Source organism: Sinomicrobium halophytocola, assembly GCF_052983395.1.
This window is the reverse complement of the sequence record NZ_JBRKIT010000028.1, coordinates 316,615-337,290: the sequence shown is the minus strand read 5'-3', so window position 1 is coordinate 337,290 and position 20,676 is coordinate 316,615. Positions and strand designations below refer to the sequence as shown.

The following is a 20,676-nucleotide window of genomic DNA, read 5'->3' as shown; positions in this document are numbered from 1 at the left end:
TGTCTCGTCCTGAAATAGCGTTACACTAAAATGAAAGTGTAATGAAAAAAGAACCACAGACGACTTATGTAAAGCGCACACAGAAAGACTATACGATGTCTTTTAAACTTCGAGTAGTGGGCGAAATAGAGCGCGGAGAGCTTACCCGATCACAAGCGTTAAGCAAATATGGGATTCAGGCTAAATCGACTATAGTGGATTGGTTGAAAAAATATGGTAATTTTGATTGGGATAATCAAAGTTATAACCCCATGCCCAAGAGTCCAGAACAACGAATCATCGAGTTAGAGCAAAAAATAAAGCTCTTAGAAAAACAGAAAGCCCGTGCAGAGCATATCGCCGAACGAGCAGACAAAAAGGCTATTTTGTTCGATATGATGATAGAGCTTGCTGAAAAAGAATATAACATTCCTATCAGAAAAAACTCCAAACCCAAGTAATCGATATGTTTAGGGCATATTATGATGAAAGTATCTCATCGACCTGTGAGTTACTTGGGGTCAGCAGGCAGGTGTATTACAGAGCAATTACATCCAGAAAAAAACGGCAAGCCACGGCCGAAAAAGTCCTCGAACTGGTCAAAGAGGTCCGTATGGAACTTCCTAAGGTTGGAACAAGGAAGCTGTACCATATCTTACAAGACCCCTTACAAGATCTGTCCGTAGGGAGGGATCGTTTATTTGCTATACTTAAGGCTAATCATTTGTTGATAAAGCACAAGCGAAGTTACCATATAACCACCAACTCGCACCATCGCTTCAAAAAGCATAAAAACCTGATCGAAGATAAGGTTATTGATAGACCAGAACAACTATGGGTAGCGGATATTACCTATATAGGAACCAGGCAAAACCCCATGTATTTATCGCTTATCACAGATGCATATTCCAAAAAGATTGTTGGATACTCCCTATCCAATACCTTGGAAACAGATAGCTCTGTTAAAGCATTAAAATTTGCTATTAAAAACAGAAGTTACCCTAAAAAGCGATTAATACATCATTCCGACAGAGGTTTTCAATATTGCAGTAAAGAGTACCAGAAAATATTGGCGAAAAACCACATAAAATGCAGTATGACTGAATCCTATGACCCTTATCAAAATGCTGTTGCCGAACGTATCAATGGTATTTTAAAGCAGGAGTTCTTGATCGATATCCAAAAGTTAGATATCAATACCGTGAAACAAATCGTGAAACAAAGTATCGCTATTTACAACGCAAAAAGACCACATCTGTCATGTGCTATGAACACGCCAGAAGACATGCACAAACAAAATGAAGTAAAAATAAAATCGTACAAAAAGAAAATATCCCATCAAACGATCGTTTGATGGGATATTTAGTATTTTTAATCCTGTTAATCCTGTAACGCTTTTTTAGGACGCTACATTGAAAAATATATATAACGCTTGATTAAGATCTGTGTTTAGTTTCTCTTCGTTCCGGTCTTTCGGATCTTTCCGGTCTTGGCAGTAACGCTTTTCTGGATACTTTGGGTTTTTTTGTCCTCGGGTCGAGGCCAAAGTATTTTACTTCGAAGACATCTCCCATGTTAACTACATCAGATACATTTTCCGTACGTTCCCAGGCAAGTTCAGATACGTGCAGTAACACTTCGTTTCCGGGAGCTTCAGTAAATTCAACTACAGCACCGAAATCGAGCATTTTGATCACCTTTACTTCATAAACCTTGCCGACTTCCGGTTTGAACAACAAAGAATCAATTTTTGCCAGAACGGCATCGATGCCTTCCTGGTTGGTTCCCAGGATCTCAACAATACCTTGCTCATCCACTTCGTTGATAACGATGGTCGTATCCGTAGTTTTCTGTAATTCCTGTATCACTTTTCCACCAGGGCCGATCAGGGCACCGATAAAGTCTCCCGGAATTGTTCTGGTAACAATTTTTGGAGCGTGAGGTTTTACTTCTGCATTAGGCTGAGCAATGGTATCCGTTAGTTTTTCCAGGATGTGTAAACGTCCTTCACGGGCTTGCTTTAAGGCTTGTACCAAAATTTCATAAGGCAAACCTTTTATTTTAATGTCCATCTGGCAGGCAGTAATTCCATCTGCGGTTCCGGTCACTTTAAAGTCCATATCTCCCAGATGATCTTCATCTCCCAGTATATCGGACAATACCGCATGGCGTTCACCGTCTGAAATAAGTCCCATAGCAATACCGGATACCGGCTTTGTCATCTGGATACCTGCATCCATAAGCGCCATAGTTCCGGCACATACGGTTGCCATAGAAGAAGAACCGTTGGATTCGAGTACTTCTGATACTATCCGAACGGTGTAAGGGTTCTCTTCCGGGATCATTCCTTTTAATGCGCGTTGCGCCAGGTTTCCATGACCGATCTCACGACGGGAAGTACCCCTTATCGGGTAAGCCTCACCGGTACAGAACGGGGGAAAATTATAATGCAAATAAAAGTTTTCTTCTCCCTGTTGTGTCGGCAGATCGATAATATTCGCCTCCCTGGAAGTTCCGAGTGTTACCGTTGCCAGCGCTTGTGTTTCTCCCCGAGTAAAAATCGCCGAACCGTGTACGGAAGGCAGATAATTTACTTCACACCAGATAGGGCGGATCTCATTGGTCTTTCTTCCGTCTAAACGAATGCCTTCGGAAAGCGTAAGTTCTCTTACGGCTTCTTTTTCGGTTTTTTTGAAATAGCTCTTGATCAAGCTTTCGTTCTCTTCCAGTTCCTCTTCACTAAAGAGGGCTAATACTTCGTCTTTTACTGCAGAAAATGCTTCACTACGTTCTTTTTTGCCATAGCCGCTTTTTGCAATATCGTATATTTTCCGGTATGCTGCTTCGTGAACTTTTTCAGCGATTGCATCGTCAGTCTTCTGAAGAGTGTATTCCCTGACCGGTTTTTTGCCGAAAGCTTCTGCCAGTCGTAATTGGGCTTCACACTGAACTTTGATGGCGTCGTGAGCAAACTGAATGGCTTCTGCCATTTCTTCTTCGGATATCTCTTTCATTTCGCCTTCCACCATCATTACAGAATCCGCAGAGGCACCGATGATCATGTCAATATCAGATTCTAATAATTGACTACGGCTCGGGTTAAGGACAAACTTGCCGTTTATCCTGCCCACACGTGCTTCAGAAATAGCACATTCAAAAGGAATATCAGACAATTGAATAGCAGCAGATGCAGCCAAACCGACTAAGGCATCTGGCATAACTTCTTCGTCATGTGACATCAACTGGATCATCACCTGGGTTTCCGTTCTGTAATCGGATGGGAATAATGGACGTAATACACGATCCACGATCCGCATTGTCAGGATCTCCCTGTCGCTGGGTCTCGCTTCTCTTTTAAAGAAACCACCCGGATAACGACCTGCGGCTGCAAATTTTTCTCTGTAGTCAACGGTTAACGGAAAGAAATCCATTGTACTTTCATTGTAAGACGATACTACGGTACAAAGTAACATTGCATCGCCCATTTGTACAACAACAGACCCATGGGCTTGTTTTGCCAGCTTTCCTGTTTCTATGGAAATGGTCCTGCCATCTCCTAAATCAATAATTTCTTTTTTTACTTCAGGAATCATAAATTCTTTTTAATTAATTATACAAAGGGTTCCCGTTTGTAACGGGGTAGTTGTGTTGTTGTAGTTAACCCAATGAAAATTACTTTGCCCTGAGAAATGTCCCGGATAAAACCGGGTATAATAAAACAAAAAAGAGGCACTAAGGCCTCTCCCGGAATTATTTTCTAAGTCCTAATTCTTTTACAATTGCACGATATCTTTCGATATCTTTTTTCTTGAGGTAATCAAGCAGGCTTCTTCTTTTACCTACCAGGCTAACCAATGCCCTTTCGGTGTTAAAGTCTTTACGGTTTCTTTTCAGGTGTTCCGTAAGGTGAGATATCCTGAAAGTGAACAGGGCTATCTGGCCTTCTGCCGAACCGGTGTTATTTCCGGAACCTCCGTGTTTTTTAAAAATGTCTTCTTTTACTTCTTTGCTTAAATACATGCCAATATTATTTAAATGATTCTTATGTATTGAGATAGCTCGTCTATCAGGGCGCAAATATAGGGTAAATAGTTGTAATATTTATGTTTTGTAATAAAAAAGTAGAGACGCAGTACATTGCGTCTCTATTTCGTATTTCTTACCTGTATTGCGATAGTAATTACGACCGTACCTCCTGGTTAAGAATAAGATCCAGGTAGAGATTGATGTTTTTCTTCAGGTCTTTGCGATGGGTTATAAAGTCGAGGAAACCGTGTTCCTGAAGAAATTCGGATGTTTGAAATCCCTGGGGCAGATCCTGACCGGTAGCTTCTTTTACCACTCTGGGACCTGCAAAACCGATAAGCGCTCCAGGTTCGGCGATGTTAATATCACCCAGCATGGCATACGACGCTGTTGTACCCCCGGTAGTGGGGTCCGTACAAAGCGAAATGTATGGGATCCGGGCTTCGGCAAGTTGTGCCAGTTTAGCGGATGTTTTGGCCAGCTGCATCAGTGACAGGGCTGCTTCCATCATCCGTGCTCCTCCGGATTTGGAGATCATCAGGAAAGGTACATTGTTCTTAATGGAATAGTCTATGGCCCTCGCGATCTTTTCTCCGACCACACTCCCCATAGAGCCTCCTATAAATGCAAAGTCCATACAGGCAATAACAAGGTCCTTACCCATCGATTTTCCGACTGCGGTACGAACGGCGTCTTTCAGGTTTGTCTTTTCCTGGGCTTCCTTAAGGCGGTCCGTATATTTTTTGGTATCGACAAACTTCAACGGATCCTTGGAAGTCAGGTTAGGGTCCAGTTCTTCGAATTTATTACCGTCAAAAAGAATGGAAAAATACTCTTTACTACCTATTCTTACGTGATAATCGTCTTCCGGGCTGACGTAAAAGTTTTTCTCCAGTTCCTCGGCTCCGACAATTTTTCCTGTGGGGGACTTATACCAAAGTCCTTTGGGAGTGTCTTTTTTTTCTTCCGTTGTGGTCTGGATACCTTTTTCTTTTCGTTTGAACCAAGCCATGTTTTTATTTTTCGTTATGTAAGTATTGTTGAGTTGTCCGTTTACCGGGCTTTTCTGTGGTGCAAGTTATAAAATCTGCACGACAATACATTAAACCCGGTAAGCGGCTGTACTCGTCAGCTTGTTTAGAGCATGTTTAAAAAGAATTCAATTGGCTAAAAAAATGCCCTTTTTGCCCCATATTTTGTCTTTTTCTCGCCCCATAGCTACGGCTATGCTCCCGATAATCATCGGGATCAAAAAAGCCTTCATATGGAACAAAAATCATCATTTTTCGCTACAATCAATCCTTTTTAAACATGCTCTTATAAGGTATTTACATTATTCAGGTCTTCGAATGCCTTTTTCAGCCTGGCAATAAAGGTTTTTTCTCCTTCACGTAACCATACCCTCGGATCGTAGAATTTTTTGTTGGGTTGATCGTCTCCTTCCGGGTTTCCTATCTGGGCTTGCAGATAATCTTTTTTACCCTGGATATAATCTCTTATACCTTCCAGGAATGCATACTGAAGGTCGGTATCAATATTCATTTTAATAACACCATAACCGATAGCCTCACGGATCTCTTCCAGGGTAGACCCGGAACCTCCATGGAATACAAAGTCTATGCTGTTTGCAGGTACATTGTATTTTTCGGATACGAACTCCTGAGAGTTTTTCAGTATTTTGGGAGTAAGTTTTACATTCCCCGGTTTGTATACGCCGTGAACATTACCAAAAGCAGCGGCTATGGTAAATTTAGGACTTACTTTCATCAGTTCTTCATAAGCGTAGGCTACTTCTTCAGGTTGTGTATAGAGTTTGGAAGAATCCACGTCCGTGTTGTCCACACCGTCTTCTTCACCACCGGTAACACCGAGTTCGATCTCCAGAGTCATACCCATTTTGCTCATGCGCTCCAGGTATTTTTTACAGGTTTCAATATTCTCTTCGATAGGTTCTTCCGAAAGATCTATCATGTGAGAACTGAAAAGTGGTTTTCCTGTTTCTGCGTAGTGTTTTTCACTGGCATCCAGCAGCCCGTCGATCCACGGCAACAGTTTTTTTGCACAGTGGTCCGTATGCAGTATAACGGTAGCCCCGTAAGCTTCCGCAAGTTCGTGTACATGTTTAGCCCCGGCAACAGCCCCGAGTATCGCGGCTTTTTGCCCGTCATTGGAAAGTCCTTTTCCGGCATTGAACTGGGCCCCTCCGTTCGAAAATTGCAGAATGACCGGAGAGTTCAGTGTTGCTGCGGTTTCCAGTACGCCGTTTATGCTATCCGAACCTATTACGTTTACGGCAGGCAAAGCGAACCCTTTACTTTTTGCATAGGCAAAAATCTCCTGTACCTCATCTCCGGTAGCTACCCCGGGCTTAATGTTATGACTCATAGTTTTTAAGTTTTCCAGAATTTGAAATTAGTAAAAGGCAAAAATAATAAATTTCAACGGCTAAAACCCAAAATAGGATTCTAAATTAGCACCTGGAAGGTCTATGGGATATGTAAGGAAGAAATATACTGCTCAGAAAGGATAATTGATACCTATATTATAAACGGCATTACCAAAGTTGTAGTCCCTGAACCAGCGTCTGGACATTTGTTCGGCCGGATTATAAGTCTTGAATCCGGTATCGAGACGAATAACAAAGAAACCGAAATCGTATCGCAAACCGAAGCCGGTTCCGAGAGCGATGTCTTTTAAAGAAGAGATGCCGGAAAAAATGGCTTCTTCATCCGCAACATCATCCAGGGCATTCCATATATTTCCCGAATCGGCAAACAGGGCGCCGTTAAGGCTTCCCATAATATTAAAGCGGTATTCCAGGTTTATGGCTATTTTGAGGTTAGCTTCGTTAAAATCATTCCGGGCATCAGTTCTTCCGGGACCTAAAGAGTAAGGCTGCCATGCCCGGTTATCGTTGGTCCCCCCGGCAAAATAACTCCTGGAAAAGGGAATGTTGGTGGCATTGCCGTAGGGAATGGCAAAGCCGAAGAAACTCCGGAATGCGAGGATACCTTCCCTGGATATCTGCATGTGTTTTATAAAATCGAGCTCTGTTTTTACGTATTGGGAGTACTGTACATCAAACACAAGTTTCTTACCGTTTTCGTTTTTGTTGAACTCAATGATTTTAGAAACGGCGGACAAGAAGTTACCCGCAGTCTCCAGTTTGACTTTAAACTGGGAAAAAGTATTGTCACTGGTCCCCCGGCGTGTGTTTTTGGTATAGGTGAAATTGGAGGCAAAAATAAGGTTATTGGCGCTGAGCCTTCTTCTTCGTTCGTCTATACTCGATATGGTCCGGTAATCATCTGAGTTGGGAGTCAGCCCGGTGACCTGTCCGGACAGGGCATCCTGGGTAAACTGATTTGTCCCTTCCGGAATGAGGAGATTTCCGCTATCGTCATAGTAGGCGGGGTCTACTGTGTACCTCTCGGATATATTGTTTAGCCTCTCGTAGCTATTCTGGTATACCGTGAAATAACGGTCTATGTTCAGATTCCGTATAAACTCTATGTTCATCAGCTCGAAGATGTGTTTCTTCTGGAAGGATGGTGTCCAGTTATACCTCAATATGGTATTAAAACTCTGTTTGTCGAGTCCTATGTTTTTCTGAAAGGAGCTACCTACGGATATGCGTGTTTGGGGCAACATATATTTCGGAATAAATTTCCTGGTGTCGAACAGGAAAAATATCCTGGGAAAATTGAGCCGGATGTCGCCGCCGAATTCGGAAATATTGAAAAACCTGTCATTGGGATTGCTGGCTTCTCTTGATGATCCCACGGTACCCCTAACAGAGACCTCCAGGGTCTCCGCTCCCCGGAAAACATTCCGGCTTATGAGTGACGTGCTGAAAGAAACACCGATATCCTGGATGTTGGAGTGCGATATGTCCGTATTGAGACCAAGTGAGAATTTAGGCCGGTGTGTCAGGTAGATATTGGTATTTAGCTGGTCGTCTTTTCCGGAGACATACAGGTATTCTATGTTAGGGTATTTAAAAGTGTTTAAGTTACTTATTTGCCTGTAGGTACGCGTACGGTCTATTTCGCGGTATATATTCCCGGGAGATATGCCAATAGCATCTGCAAGTGCTTTCGGTTTATAGCGAAGCTTATCACGAAAGTAAATGGTGAATTTATCATAGGAGATGGAGTCGAGCGAATCCCGGTCTATGCCAAAAGTATAGTCTGCATAAATATTTACGTTCTTGATGCGGTGTATTTTATACGGGATCTCCCGCAGGGAATCCCCGTCTCTCTCATGGCGGTTATCAATCTGTATTTCTACCGGCATTTTGTAATCGTCATTAGCTACCAAAGTATCGCGGAGCACATTAAAGCGAATGGAAGAATTGGGCTGGAACTGGTATATTCCGGAATTGATGAGAATAGAATTTATACGTTCCCTTTCCGCTTCAAAATGGGTCAGGTCAAATTGCTCCCCTTTTTTTATCAGCTTTCGGGCATCGTACCGGGCATAAATGGAATCTACGTCCTTCGATTTTATTTTCTTGGTTATGCTGTCTACAAAATACGGTTTCCCGGTAGCAACGTGGTAACTTACTTCCCCTCGTTTTTTCTTTTTGGGTACGGAATCAACGGAATAGGTCACCTTATTGTTGAAATAGCCTTTACTGTTGTAATACAGATTGAGCCGTTCTTTCGACTTGATTGCTTTCGATTCGTTGATAATCACGGGGGCTTCGCCGGTTTCTTTCAGCCATTTGTTAAACCCGGATACGGACCTCCCCAGTTCCAGTACCTGCTTTTCAGACAATAGGCGAGTCAGGTGTTTTTCTCTTTTTTCCTTTCGGTGCAACCATGCCAGGTAAGCCGAATCGGATTTGGGCGTGGCCATGTTGTAAATATGGAGTTTCAGGTTAAATCCCAGCAGTGAACTGTTGGAATGCTGTAAAATAAGATTGCGAAGCGTTTCATCTGTTTCCTTTTCCCCGTTTACATAAATATTGTTTTTGGTCAAAAGCAGTTGATCGTCATTCACTCTTTTTACCGCATTACACGATGCTATAGACAGTATTAAAAAGATTACCGCTATTTTTGTGATCAGAGTTTTCAATGGAAAAAAGAAAGGTTTAACAGATTATCGATCCAAAACACATAAAATACATGCCTTTGCAATTAAGCAAAAACAAAGATGAAAAAATTTTGTGTGAATTCCTCCCGGAAAATAGGGTCACAGCCTAATTTTTACCGAATAACCTGAAGTCGGTTCCGGCTTTATAGGGAAAAATACACGATAACGGATGGTTAGCAAGAGCGAAATTAAACTAATAACGGGTTTACACCAAAAAAAGTACCGCAGTATAAACGGAATGTTTGTGGCGGAAGGAGTAAAAGTCATTACAGAACTATATGAGGCCGGAGTGACAATGAGGGAGTTGTATACGACAGATGCCGGTCGTTTTGCCTTTGCGGCAGACTTTGTCCGGGAGATTTCGGACCAGGAACTGAAAAAAATAAGCCAGTTGAAAACCCCTAATAAGGCGCTGGCGCTTTTTGAGATCCCTGAAGCAAGAAAGGCAGGAAATTCCGGTCTTGTACTGGCTTTGAACGATATACGCGACCCCGGTAACCTGGGGACCATTATCCGGTTGTGTGACTGGTTCGGGATTGAAGACCTGGTATGTAGTATGACTACCGTAGATTGCTATAATGCCAAGGTGGTACAGGCGACTATGGGATCACTGGCCAGGGTGAATATTGTTTATACTGAACTGGAAACCTATATTGGTGAATCCGGACTACCGGTTTTTGTTGCCGATATGAACGGGGAAAACATCTATGAAGCAGCTCTCCCGCAAAAAGGTATCCTGGTGATGGGAAACGAAGCTAACGGGATATCGGGAGAGATCCGGTCTCTGGCAGATCGTATGGTCTCCATTCCCCGTTTTGGTCGTATACAGGAGACCGAAAGTCTTAACGTAGCTACAGCCACAGCTATACTTTTAAGTGAATTCCGGAGACAAGGGAGCAGGAGTTGATGAGTCTTGATATTCGGAGTTTTGTAGCGTAATTTTTACAACACATTTATTTGATTCTCCGAATGCTTAATCGATTGTTATAAAGTTGATTAACTAACGACTCCCACTAATGTCTACTAAAAATGAATATGCGTTCTTTGCACTCCTTGTACGCCATAGCTTTCCATCCTTTTTTATGACGTGACGATTTGAATTGTATGAATGGCACTTCCCTTGCTACTTCACCAGGTACGGACAGGTTTTCAAAACTCTGCCCATCTTCAGAAGACCGGGGTACTCATCATAAGCGTATTTCTTTTCCATACCCTCCTGTACCGGGACCCACAGAAAAACGCTCCGTTTCTTTCCGCTTTAAAGGCCGGAAAACGGTCATTTAAGGGATTGTGTATATGCCGAACCGGGTCCGGTATGCGGCTTATCTGTTTCTTTTAACCGCTTACCGGGTTACTTATGATATCATATACAACTGCTTTAGTCGCTAACCGGGTTATATTTACGGCTTAAGGGAACGGGTGTGAAATCCTAAGGGATCCGGTTTGCGGCATACACAGTTCCGTTGACTGTTTACCGGGTTACCTGTGAAATCATACGCAATTGCTCAGGCGGCTAACCGGGTTTTGTTTGCGGCGTAAGGGAATGGGTACGCGGCCTAAGAGATTTCGTTTGCGGCATACACAGTTGCGTTGACCGTTTACCCCCTAGCTTGTGAAATCACAAGCAATTGCTTAGGCAACTAACCGGGTTGTGTTTACGGCTTAGGGTAATGGATATGAAATCGTAGGGGATCCTGTTTGCAACATACGCAGTTCCGTTGACCGCTTACCGGTTTGCTTGTGATATCATAAGCAAACCGGTTCGGTGTAAACACAATCCCTTAAATGGCAAAAACCGGCTCCGGATTATCCGGCCGGGGATACGATATGACGGTCGGGCGGCAAAGGCAGGCATATCTTTACAGGCAGGCTACCCGTCCCGAAGTTGCCGGGAAACCGGCGGTGGTGCCATCCGTTTGACAGTTATATCCCTACCGGCATCCCACCGGCAGCGATGCTTTTGGTTGTAGCCCGGGGGTTTTACCGAACGGGGACTGGGAAGTCAGAGATATTCGCAATACCAGAAGGAGTACATTCCGTATCCGGATTTCCAAGGTGATAATAGCCTATTACTCAACAGTAATAATACATGATAACCGGAGAGTGGATCGTTTAACTTACGAAACAGTACTAACTCCGGATACCTCGCTACCGGACAAAGTAGCTGTAAAAAGAACTGCTTGGAAATACAGACTACCATTATCTCAAAGAACACAAGTGTAAATATATGAAAATCAAACTCCCATAAGTGGGCGCCAGCCAACAACCCCTAAGCTGATCAACTCCAGGACTAAAAAAGCTCCTCAATCCTTTCCCCGGTTGAAAAGAAACCCCAGGGGCAGAATTAAAAAAAGAAAGAAAAACTTGCCGGTCACCACGCCGATAATGGTCAGGGCCGCAGCTATAAGCATGATGATCTGAGATGTTTTTTTGTTTTTGAACATGATAAGCGGTCAATTAGATGTAATGTACAGGTCCATCTTCTCAGTTTCAAAAGTATTGCTTTTTGCAGGATAACCCAAGCGAGGGGCGCATACATTTTGATGATCTTTCTCCGCGGGTATCTACCAATAGAAACCCTCCGGGATGATTATATCCGGGAGGGTTACTTTATAAAACCATACTTTATTTAATTCCTGCTGCGCGACGTTGTGGTTTGTCTGCCGGTGCTACCGGAAGTCCGTGTTGCAGCATTGCTCTGTCTGCTGGCCGGAGTGCCGGTTTGTACTCTCGTCGTATTTTGTGAAGCAGCCTTGGTCTTGCTTCGGGGTGTTGTATTGTTTCTGCTCGCATTGCTGTTTACACTGTTTGTCGAACGGCTCTGCCGTGCAGTGGTACCGGTACTTCCCGATGTGCTTGAGGAAGTACTGTTCCTTCTTTCGGTAGCAGCGGTTGTACTGCTACGGTTTGTACTGTTCCCGGTCGTAGCGGAACTGTTACGCTTTGTGGTAGGCGCAGTGTTATTTTCCATACTGCTCCTACTTGCTTCGGCTCCGGTAGCAGAGTTTCGTCTCGCAGTGTTGCTATTGGTATTTGCAGTGGCAGAAGTCCTCCTTGTGGCGGAAGCATTGTTCCTCAAAACCGTATCATCTCTTCTGTAGGTAGTGCTATTAGTGCTATTTCTTCTCTCCGTATTGCTATACGACTTGTTTATAGCAACCCTTCCGTCCTGATAGTGCATCCTGCTCCCCGGCAGGTAAAAATCCCTTCGGCTGTTGGAATAGGACCTGCTGTTTGCGTAATGGGACTTATGATAGGTATAATTATATCGTACCGGGGTGTAATATCTTCGGTACGGAGTGGTGTAAACCACACTATATGTATAGTAAGGAATCGTGTAATAGGTATGCCACGGTCTGTAAACATACGTTCTGTTAAGCGCGTTTATGTATCCGGTATAATGCGTATAGTGACCGAAATTGTCATAATGTACCACCAGTCCGCCTATCTGAGTAAGATAACGGTCGTTATAACGGATAAATACATTCCCGGCCCTCATAATACGACCGTAATCGTCATAGTAAACAGGGACATTTTCTATCTGGATCACGGCTCCGTAGTTATCGTATTGAACATACGGATCGTAGTTATAGCCCGAATTAAAATTTATGGCTACACCGGGAGAACCGATACTTATCTGTGTTCCCCCGCCACCCAGGTAGGCAAAATCGAATTGTCCGTCCGGAAAAACGGAAAACTCTATATTACCCTCTACGAAAATAAAGGAATCGCCGGTATACGAACGAAAATTATCTGAGGTTTCTGTCGCTGCTTTTATACCCGTACCCAGGAGCATAGAAGCCAATAGTATAAATATATTTTTCATAACGTCAATTTTTAAAGGGTTAGTAATTGTTTGTTGTGGCCACAATTACTTCACAGCAATGGTATACCAAAGGTTGTGCCAAAAATAATGGCGTTGCGTAACTGTTTGATATTCAAGTTTTAATTTTTGAACCGTAGAGATATACATTTAAGGAGCATTCTCCGGATTACTTCTTTTTACATAGAGAAGAAGGGGAAGTAACCCGTTTCTGTTTTCATGCTAAATTTCATGTCTTTATCGGAAGATGGTGCTGTTTCATGAAAATAAATTCTCTCAAAAACATAATAATTCAATAAATAGCAGAAAAAAATATGTAATCGGTAATTATTGTATTGTTTTTTATTTACATTTGTATAATGTTCATATGTATGAACATATTAACATCAACCTATAACTTTTTCACAATGACACCATATAAAATCAGGCTTTGGAGTATCGGTTTATTTTTCTGTCTGGTTCATTTCGCAAAGGGGCAGACGGGAAACATAGCGGGTGAGGCAAAAATATCCGCTTCTACCGCTTTATCCGAAATGTTTCTTCCCGAAAATGTAGCGGACGGGATCATTGGAATTCCGGGAACAGGGGAGTGGGCTTGTGAAGGTGTTACTACGGATTGGGGTTATATACGTTTTCCATGGATAGAACTTCGGTGGGACAAACCCAGGAAAATAAATCGTATCGTTTTATACGACCGTCCTTCCGAAAGCGAATTTACTGCAGGGGGAAAACTGGTTTTCAGCGACGGAAGCCTTATTTGGGTCAACCGTATACCGGATAACGGGGAAGGCAAAGAAGTAAAGTTCGATACCAAAACCGTGGACTGGGTGAAGTTCCGGGTGACGGATGGCAACGGTAAAGATCTCGGGCTGTCTGAAATAGAGGTGTTCGCAGCCCCGGAAGATAATAATGATTTTGTCTCATGGGTAGATCCTTATATAGAGACCAATCGCGGGCGGTACCTGTTTTTTATTACCGGGTCCAGGCCGTTCGGTATGGTAGGGGCAGCTCCTTTAACCCGCAACAAGAACCAGAACGGGGGTGGCTATAACTATAACGACGAATACATCCTGGGGTTTGAACAGATACACAGCTGGATGCTGGGCGGCCTGGAGATTATGCCGGCCCCGGCGGTTATAGATCCTACCCAAGGGCAGGAGGGATGGAAGTCGGCATTCCGTCATGAAGATGAGGTCGTACAGCCCGGATACCAACGGGTCTATTTAAGCGATCACCACATATGGACTGAACTAACCGCTACCGAACGGGTGAGTTTTTACCGTTTTCGTTTTACCCGGGATATGGAAGCCCAGGTATTGACCAATCTCGGCGGATATGTCAGTAATGTACAGATGGAAAATGCCCGTGTCTCGCGTGTGTCAGATACGGGAATTGAAGGATATTTCAGCACCACAAAACGTTTTTGGGGCGGCCCGAAAGATGTTAAGGTGTTTTTTGTAGCCGAATTCGATAAACCTTTTCAAAGGTTGGATGGCTGGACGGGTACGAAGCGAATCAAAGATATTCGGGAGATAGAAGGGGACAGTACCGGGATTACGGCGATCTATAACGCTGTTGCCGGGGACGAGCTGCAAATGAAGATCGCTATTTCCTATACCAGTGTAGAGAACGCCAGGAATAACCTGGATACGGAATGTCCGCATTGGGACTTCGATAAGGTTCACAGCGAATCTGTAAAGATATGGAACGATTGGCTCGGAAAAATAGAGGTAAAAGGAGGAAGCAGGGAACAAAAGGTTAAATTTTATACCGATCTGTGGCATGTGCTTCTCGGCAGGCAAAAGATCAATGATGTCTCCGGCGATTATCCGGATCGTACTTCCGGAACCCGGGAAGGCTCCTTTACGGATGCTGAATTCAAAATAAAGACGTTACCGAAGGATAAAAACGGGAACCTTAAATTTAATATGTACAATTCCGATGCCTGGTGGCTTACACAATGGAATTTAAATGTGCTGTGGGGGCTTGCGTGGCCTGAGGTCATGGACGAAATGTCCGCTTCCATGGTACAATATGCCGTCAACGGGGGCCTTCTCCCCCGGGGCCCTTCCGGTGGCGGTTATTCCTATATCATGACCGGGTCTCCCGCGACCAACCTCATTGCCGCAACTTTTCAGAAAGGCTTACTTACCAAAATAGATAAACAAACGGCTTATGATAAGGTAAAAGAAAACCTCCTGCCCGGCGGGATGCTCGGAGATGCCGACGATATCCGGTTTTACACGGAAAATGGCTACTGGCCCGGAAACGCAGGCATTACCCTGGAAGCGGCTTTTCAGGATTATGCCCTGTCACAGATGGCAAAAGCGCTTGGGAAGAAAAAGGATTACAGTTTTTTCAGCCAAAGAGCAGCCGGATGGAAAACCCTTTTTAACCGGGAACAGAAACTCATTTTTCCCAAAGACCGGGATGGAAATTTTATGCATAACGATCCTCTTTCCGGCGAAGGCTGGATAGAAGCCAATGCCTGGCAGGCTACCTGGTCGGTATCGCACCAGATCGACGAACTGGCTTCACTTATGGGCGGAGAAGATGTTCTGTGCGAAAAGCTCAATCACGCTTTTGAAATGGCAGAAAATGATGATTTTGTCTTTGCTTACAATGATGGTTATGTGAGTTATGCCAACCAGCCCGGTTGTTCCAATGCCCATGTTTTTAATCATGCCGGGAAACCGTGGCTTACCCAATACTGGGTACGGAAGGTCAAGGAACAGGCATACGGAGGCACTACACCGGACCTGGGCTATGGCGGCCACGATGAAGACCAGGGACAAATGGGAGGCGTCAGCGCCCTGATGGCTATAGGGCTTTTCAGCCTGGACGGCAATGTTTCCGAAAACCCGGTGTACGATATCACCAGTCCCGTTTTTGATGAAGTGGTCATTAAACTCGATCCGGATTACTACAGCGGAACCGAATTCAGGATCATTACCCATAATAACAGTACGGATAATATGTATATCCAAAAAGCCCTTTTGAACGGAAAAGAACATACGAAGTTCCGGTTTCCGCACCAGGTTTTTCAAAAGGGAGGAAGCCTCGAACTTTACCTCGGACCAGAACCTAATATGCAATGGGGAACTAAGGATTAAAACCGAAAATTAGTATCAACCAAAAATCTGTTTCTTATGGAAATATACCGATTAATAAGGGCGTGTGTCCTGTATCTGCCCCTGCTTTGTTTCGGATTATCCCTGCAGGCCTATGCTCTTCCGCAGCAGGAAGGAATAAGGGTCACCGGAACGGTCCGGTCTGCCGAAGGAGAGGTCCTGCCGGGGAGTAATATTGTGGTAAAGGGAACCAATACCGGTACCATTGCGGACTTTGACGGGAATTTTGAAATTGAAGTTCCCGACAGTGATGCCATATTGGTATTCAGTTATGTAGGATTTGCTTCCAGAGAAGTGAAAGTGGGGATGCAGACCACAATTCAGGTGGAACTGGAACCCGACATGGGAAAACTCTCTGAAGTTATTGTCATCGGGTATGGTAGTCAGCGTAAATCGGACGTTACCGGAGCGGTTTCATCTATAAGCGCCAAAGAACTCCAGGCGGTCCCGGCTTCCAGTTTCGAGCAGGCCCTGCAGGGCAGGGCTGCCGGCGTACAGGTAACCCAGGCTTCCGGAGTACCCGGGGGAGGGACCAACATCCGGATACGGGGAACGAGCTCCGTAAACGCCAGTAGCGAACCATTGTATGTTATAGACGGAATGCTCGTAAACAGTGACGCTAATGAAACGTCGGCCGGTAACAGAGGGCCGGGGACGAGTCCGCTTTCTTCTATTAATCCCAATGATATAGAATCAATCGAAATACTGAAAGATGCTTCCGCAACAGCCATTTACGGTTCCAGGGGAGCCAACGGGGTCGTATTGATAACGACCAAAAAAGGAAAAGAGGGGAGAGAAACCATAAGTTTTAATGCCTATCACGGCGTACAGCAAGTGGCTAATAAGCTCAATCTCCTCAACGCGCGGGAATATGCGGAACTTGTAAATGAGGCGGAGATGAATGCCGGCAGAAACCCCGTTTACGTAAATCCGGCATCACTTGGTAAAGGCACCGACTGGCAGGAAGAACTTTTCAGGGCAGCACAGATATCCGATTACCAGCTCAGTTTTTCGGGAGGAGATGCCAAGACCAGGTATGCGCTTTCCGGGGGATTATTTACACAGGACGGTATAGTCACAGGCTCCGATTTCCAAAGATATTCTTTCCGGGTAAACCTGGAACGGAATGTAACGGACAAACTGAAAGTAGGGAACAATCTTTCCTATGCGAGAATTACATCCAACGGGGTACTTACAGGGCCAGGACAGATCGTACCGGGGGTAATTGCCAATGCCTTGCAGATCAATCCAGTCCTGCCGGTATACAACCCGAACGAACCGGGAGGTTATACCTTTGAACACGACCGCAAAGATGCCGTGGCCAACCCGGTGGCGGAAGCCAGGGAATACGAATCGAAAACCGTAACTTCCAGGCTTTTGGGGAATGTGTTTGCCGAATATGCCCTGACCGAGAACCTCGATTTCCGGACCAGTTTCGGTATAGACCTGTTACACACCAAAAACAGCGCTTTCGGACCTAACTTTCTGAAACGTACGGAGAGCAGCCGTGGCGAAGCCTCGATCTCTACGCTGGATGCACTTACCTGGCTGAATGAAAATACGCTTACCTATAACAAAACCTTTGAAGGCGGGGATAACCTTACGGCTCTTTTAGGGTTTACATTGCAGGAATTTCAAAACGAGTCCCTTACCAGTATAGCTTTCGGTTTTCCCGATGGCCGGACAGGGTATCACAACCTTTCCGCAGCAGAAAACCCGCAGCCGCCTGTCAATAGCGAATCCCGGTGGGCATTGGTGTCTTATCTCGCACGGGTAAATTACGTTATGGATAATAAATATCTCTTTACTCTTTCCGGAAGGGTAGACGGATCGTCCAAATTCGCAAAGGGAAACCAATACGGTTTCTTTCCCTCCGGGGCATTTGCCTGGCGGGTGATCAATGAAGATTTTATGAAAGACTCGCAACTTTTCAGTGATCTGAAGTTGCGGTTGAGTTACGGGGTTATCGGTAACCAATCCATAGGGCCGTATAATTCGCTTGCCCTGGTAGCGCCTTTCGGTGAAGGTGTTTTTAACAATGGTCCCGGAAGCCCGGAAGTATTTTACGGACAGGAACCCAGCAGCTATCCCAATAGTGACCTGAAATGGGAAACCACACGGCAGGCCAACCTGGGACTCGATATGGCATTCTGGAACGGCAAGCTGCGGTTTACTGCCGAGGTATACGATAAGAAAACCTCCGACCTCTTATTGGGAACCCCCATTCCCTTTACCACCGGGTTTCAGAATACGTTGTTGAATGTAGGAAATGTACAGAACCGGGGTTTCGGGCTGGAAGTAGGTGCGGATATCCTTAACGGACCGTTCTCCTGGAATGCTTCCGGAAACTTTTCCGTCAACCGGAATAAAGTGACCAACCTGGCCAGGGACGAAGATATCAACCTCCTGGTAGCCGGTAGCATACTGAGGGAAGGGAAACCCATAGGGACTTTCGAAGGTTATGTTTTTGACGGCATCTATCAGACCAATGAAGAAGCTGCCACGGGTCCGGCTCTACGTGGACAGGCACCGGTTGCGGGAGATCGTAAATACAAAGACATAAGCGGTCCGGACGGTAGCCCCGACGGATTTATAGACGAATATGACCTGGCTATCATAGGAACCGCTCAACCCGATTTTACCTGGGGATTAAATAACGAGTTCTCCTTTAAGAATTTTAGTCTCAGTGTCTTTATACAGGGAAGCCAGGGGAACGACATGGCAAACATGAACCTGCTCAACCTGGAAAATATGAACGGCCAGCAGAACGTATTGGCAAAAGCTGGCAAAAACCGGTGGACACCCGATAATCCGGGTAATGTTTATCCCCGGGCATCCGGAAATGATTCCTTTAACAGCACTTTCTCTTCTGCTTTTGTAGAGGATGCTTCTTATGTAAGGGTCAAAAATGTAACGTTTGGGTATAATTTCTCCCAAAAATGGATGGAATATATCGGGGTGAGTAACCTGCGTATATATGCCAGTGCTACCAACCTGTTCACCTGGACGAACTACAGCGGTTACGATCCGGAAGGTAATGCCTATGGCGGAACCACCAATATTGTTGGAGTAGATGACGGTAACTATCCCCAGACGAGAATGTACACCTTTGGAATTAACCTTGGATTTTAACACAAAAAGACATGATGATGAAATCAACAAATAATTTTCCGGTAAAGGTATGGAGCAGTGTACTGTGTGTATTACTCCTTTTTTCCTGTAGTGATTTCCTGGAAGAAAATCCGAAAAACCAGGTAGGAACCAGTAATTATTATACCACAGAACAGGATGCCCTTGCGGCGGTAAACTCCATATACGCCAATCTCGGTTCTTACGATGCTTCGCGGGGTAATACCGCCGGGATATATCACAGTACCTTCTGGGTAACACAGGGACTGGCATCTGACGAAATGGACAACAACCAGTTGGGAGCACCGCAGTACGATCAGCTTGCCACTTTTACACATAATGCCGATAATGCTGCCCTGCAGGAAATATGGCAGGTACATTACAAGACCATTTATCTTGCCAATGTGGCTATAGACCGTATTCCTGCTATCGAAATGGATGAAACCCTTAAAAACCGTTTTATTAACGAAGCCAAATTCCTCCGGGGATTGCTCTATTTCAACCTGGTACGTATGTTTGGAGATATTCCCTTGATTATTACCGAAGAAGCGCCGCTAAACCCGGAAGCCGCTCCGGCAGATGAGGTCTATGCCTGGATAATTCAAGACCTTACCGATGCGGAAGCCCTGCCTCCGGATGGCGAAATACAGGAAGGACGAGCCACACAAGGAGCGGCACAGGCATTGCTGGCAAAGGTATATCTGCGTACAGGAGAGTACCAGCTTGCTTCGGAGAAAGCCCTTGATGTCATGGATTCCGGGTTGTATGGGCTTTGGAACCGTTTTAAGGATGCTTTTCGTATTGAGAACCGCGGGGGAAAGGAAGCCGTTTTCTCCGTAGGGTTCGGAGACGCGGGCGGAGCCATTTCTTTCTGGGAAGTAGGACAGTTTAACGTAAGGCTGTTACCGGCAGCCCTGAGCGCCGAAGTAGACGGGATTTCCAATACACAGGGCTGGCAGATAGCCAATGCGAATATGTATAACACTTTCGCCGCTTCCGACGAACGTCGCGAGGATACATTTATGACCAGTTTTATTGCTTCCGATAATTCTACCGTAAACCTGGACCACGTGTACATCGATAAATACTGGGACATGGACGCAGACCCGACCGCAGGGGGATCTTTCAATGATTTCCCCGTGATCCGTTATTCCGATGTAGTGCTTTCCTATGCCGAAGCACAGGCCAGGCTCGGAAATTTTGATGTAGCCAATGATTACCTGAACGACATAAGGCAGAGAGCTAACCTGGGAGAAGCGGAAGCGGACAATATCGAAGGCTTTGTAGACCTGCTGGCAGAAGAAAGAGGTAAGGAGTTTGCAGGCGAAGGACAACGATGGTTTGATCTTACCAGGCTGGGCAGGCTCAGACAACGTGTGGAAGCCATAAAGGGGATTTCGGTAGGAGAACAATATAACCGGTTCCCCATTCCGCAACGCGAAAGACTGGTAAATCCCAATTTACCACAAAACCCCGGCTTTTAGTACCGGT

General features: G+C 44.9%; 14 protein-coding genes. 7 read left to right on the top strand and 7 right to left on the bottom strand.

Features of this window, described 5'->3' with window-relative positions; genetic code table 11:
* The first annotated feature begins 41 nt into the window (after positions 1-41).
* Both ACVBDY_RS12340 and ACVBDY_RS12335 read left to right on the top strand, forming a co-directional pair.
* A complete protein-coding gene (locus ACVBDY_RS12340) occupies positions 42-440 on the top strand; it encodes a hypothetical protein (protein ID WP_447173800.1) in 399 nt (132 codons plus the stop codon).
* A 5-nt stretch (positions 441-445) separates the two neighbouring features.
* The gene (locus ACVBDY_RS12335) at positions 446-1,333 is read left to right on the top strand and encodes an IS3 family transposase (protein WP_447173799.1); all 888 of its coding nucleotides are present in this window, start codon (positions 446-448) and stop codon (positions 1,331-1,333) included.
* A gap of 82 nt (positions 1,334-1,415) precedes the next feature.
* Here ACVBDY_RS12335 and ACVBDY_RS12330 read toward each other — a convergent pair whose 3' ends face one another.
* From ACVBDY_RS12330 to tamL, 5 genes are all read right to left on the bottom strand, one after another.
* On the bottom strand, positions 1,416-3,572 hold the full coding sequence (locus ACVBDY_RS12330; RefSeq protein ID WP_447175789.1) for a polyribonucleotide nucleotidyltransferase: 2,157 nt from the start codon (positions 3,570-3,572) through the stop codon (positions 1,416-1,418).
* A gap of 157 nt (positions 3,573-3,729) precedes the next feature.
* Positions 3,730-3,999, bottom strand: coding sequence for a 30S ribosomal protein S15 (rpsO, locus tag ACVBDY_RS12325; RefSeq protein WP_447175788.1), 270 nt, complete (start codon positions 3,997-3,999; stop codon positions 3,730-3,732).
* Positions 4,000-4,159: 160 nt separating this feature from the next.
* On the bottom strand, positions 4,160-5,017 hold the full coding sequence (gene accD, locus ACVBDY_RS12320; protein WP_447175787.1) for an acetyl-CoA carboxylase, carboxyltransferase subunit beta: 858 nt from the start codon (positions 5,015-5,017) through the stop codon (positions 4,160-4,162).
* 305 nt (positions 5,018-5,322) lie between these two features.
* Positions 5,323-6,390 (bottom strand): class II fructose-bisphosphate aldolase, encoded by a 1,068-nt coding sequence (gene fbaA, locus ACVBDY_RS12315; RefSeq protein ID WP_447175786.1) that lies wholly within the window; start codon positions 6,388-6,390, stop codon positions 5,323-5,325.
* Positions 6,391-6,522: 132 nt separating this feature from the next.
* Positions 6,523-9,084, bottom strand: a complete 2,562-nt coding sequence (tamL, locus tag ACVBDY_RS12310) for a translocation and assembly module lipoprotein TamL (RefSeq protein WP_447175785.1) — start codon at positions 9,082-9,084, stop codon at positions 6,523-6,525.
* Positions 9,085-9,271: 187 nt separating this feature from the next.
* Between tamL and ACVBDY_RS12305 the strand changes: the two genes are divergently transcribed.
* Both ACVBDY_RS12305 and ACVBDY_RS12300 read left to right on the top strand, forming a co-directional pair.
* Positions 9,272-10,009: a TrmH family RNA methyltransferase gene (locus ACVBDY_RS12305; RefSeq protein ID WP_447175784.1), complete on the top strand. Its 738-nt coding sequence runs from the start codon at positions 9,272-9,274 to the stop codon at positions 10,007-10,009.
* 878 nt (positions 10,010-10,887) lie between these two features.
* Positions 10,888-11,022 (top strand): hypothetical protein, encoded by a 135-nt coding sequence (locus ACVBDY_RS12300; protein ID WP_447175783.1) that lies wholly within the window; start codon positions 10,888-10,890, stop codon positions 11,020-11,022.
* Positions 11,023-11,405: 383 nt separating this feature from the next.
* Here ACVBDY_RS12300 and ACVBDY_RS12295 read toward each other — a convergent pair whose 3' ends face one another.
* Positions 11,406-11,546, bottom strand: a complete 141-nt coding sequence (locus tag ACVBDY_RS12295) for a hypothetical protein (protein WP_447175782.1) — start codon at positions 11,544-11,546, stop codon at positions 11,406-11,408.
* A 185-nt stretch (positions 11,547-11,731) separates the two neighbouring features.
* The gene (locus ACVBDY_RS12290; RefSeq protein ID WP_447175781.1) at positions 11,732-12,928 is read right to left on the bottom strand and encodes a hypothetical protein; all 1,197 of its coding nucleotides are present in this window, start codon (positions 12,926-12,928) and stop codon (positions 11,732-11,734) included.
* 404 nt (positions 12,929-13,332) lie between these two features.
* On the opposite strand from ACVBDY_RS12290, the gene ACVBDY_RS12285 reads away from it, so the two are divergent.
* Genes ACVBDY_RS12285 through ACVBDY_RS12275 form a run of 3 tightly spaced genes read left to right on the top strand, consistent with a single transcriptional unit; the run spans position 13,333 to position 20,669 of the window.
* On the top strand, positions 13,333-16,038 hold the full coding sequence (locus tag ACVBDY_RS12285; RefSeq protein WP_447175780.1) for a GH92 family glycosyl hydrolase: 2,706 nt from the start codon (positions 13,333-13,335) through the stop codon (positions 16,036-16,038).
* Positions 16,039-16,074: 36 nt separating this feature from the next.
* Entirely contained in the window at positions 16,075-19,188 is a 3,114-nt protein-coding gene (locus tag ACVBDY_RS12280) for a SusC/RagA family TonB-linked outer membrane protein (protein ID WP_447175779.1), read from the top strand.
* A gap of 11 nt (positions 19,189-19,199) precedes the next feature.
* On the top strand, positions 19,200-20,669 hold the full coding sequence (locus ACVBDY_RS12275) for a RagB/SusD family nutrient uptake outer membrane protein (protein WP_447175778.1): 1,470 nt from the start codon (positions 19,200-19,202) through the stop codon (positions 20,667-20,669).
* The last annotated feature ends 7 nt before the right edge of the window (positions 20,670-20,676 follow it).

What these genes read in the sequence shown, in the direction of transcription:
- ACVBDY_RS12290 (WP_447175781.1), bottom strand. Translation starts at nt 12,928, where the DNA reads ATGAAAAATATATTTATACTATTGGCTTCTATGCTCCTGGGTACGGGT.
- accD (WP_447175787.1), bottom strand. Translation starts at nt 5,017, where the DNA reads ATGGCTTGGTTCAAACGAAAAGAAAAAGGTATCCAGACCACAACGGAA.
- ACVBDY_RS12330 (WP_447175789.1), bottom strand. Translation starts at nt 3,572, where the DNA reads ATGATTCCTGAAGTAAAAAAAGAAATTATTGATTTAGGAGATGGCAGG.
- ACVBDY_RS12295 (WP_447175782.1), bottom strand. Translation starts at nt 11,546, where the DNA reads ATGTTCAAAAACAAAAAAACATCTCAGATCATCATGCTTATAGCTGCG.
- rpsO (WP_447175788.1), bottom strand. Translation starts at nt 3,999, where the DNA reads ATGTATTTAAGCAAAGAAGTAAAAGAAGACATTTTTAAAAAACACGGA.
- ACVBDY_RS12280 (WP_447175779.1), top strand. Translation starts at nt 16,075, where the DNA reads ATGGAAATATACCGATTAATAAGGGCGTGTGTCCTGTATCTGCCCCTG.
- ACVBDY_RS12285 (WP_447175780.1), top strand. Translation starts at nt 13,333, where the DNA reads ATGACACCATATAAAATCAGGCTTTGGAGTATCGGTTTATTTTTCTGT.
- fbaA (WP_447175786.1), bottom strand. Translation starts at nt 6,390, where the DNA reads ATGAGTCATAACATTAAGCCCGGGGTAGCTACCGGAGATGAGGTACAG.
- ACVBDY_RS12275 (WP_447175778.1), top strand. Translation starts at nt 19,200, where the DNA reads ATGATGATGAAATCAACAAATAATTTTCCGGTAAAGGTATGGAGCAGT.
- ACVBDY_RS12335 (WP_447173799.1), top strand. Translation starts at nt 446, where the DNA reads ATGTTTAGGGCATATTATGATGAAAGTATCTCATCGACCTGTGAGTTA.
- ACVBDY_RS12300 (WP_447175783.1), top strand. Translation starts at nt 10,888, where the DNA reads ATGGCAAAAACCGGCTCCGGATTATCCGGCCGGGGATACGATATGACG.
- ACVBDY_RS12305 (WP_447175784.1), top strand. Translation starts at nt 9,272, where the DNA reads ATGGTTAGCAAGAGCGAAATTAAACTAATAACGGGTTTACACCAAAAA.
- ACVBDY_RS12340 (WP_447173800.1), top strand. Translation starts at nt 42, where the DNA reads ATGAAAAAAGAACCACAGACGACTTATGTAAAGCGCACACAGAAAGAC.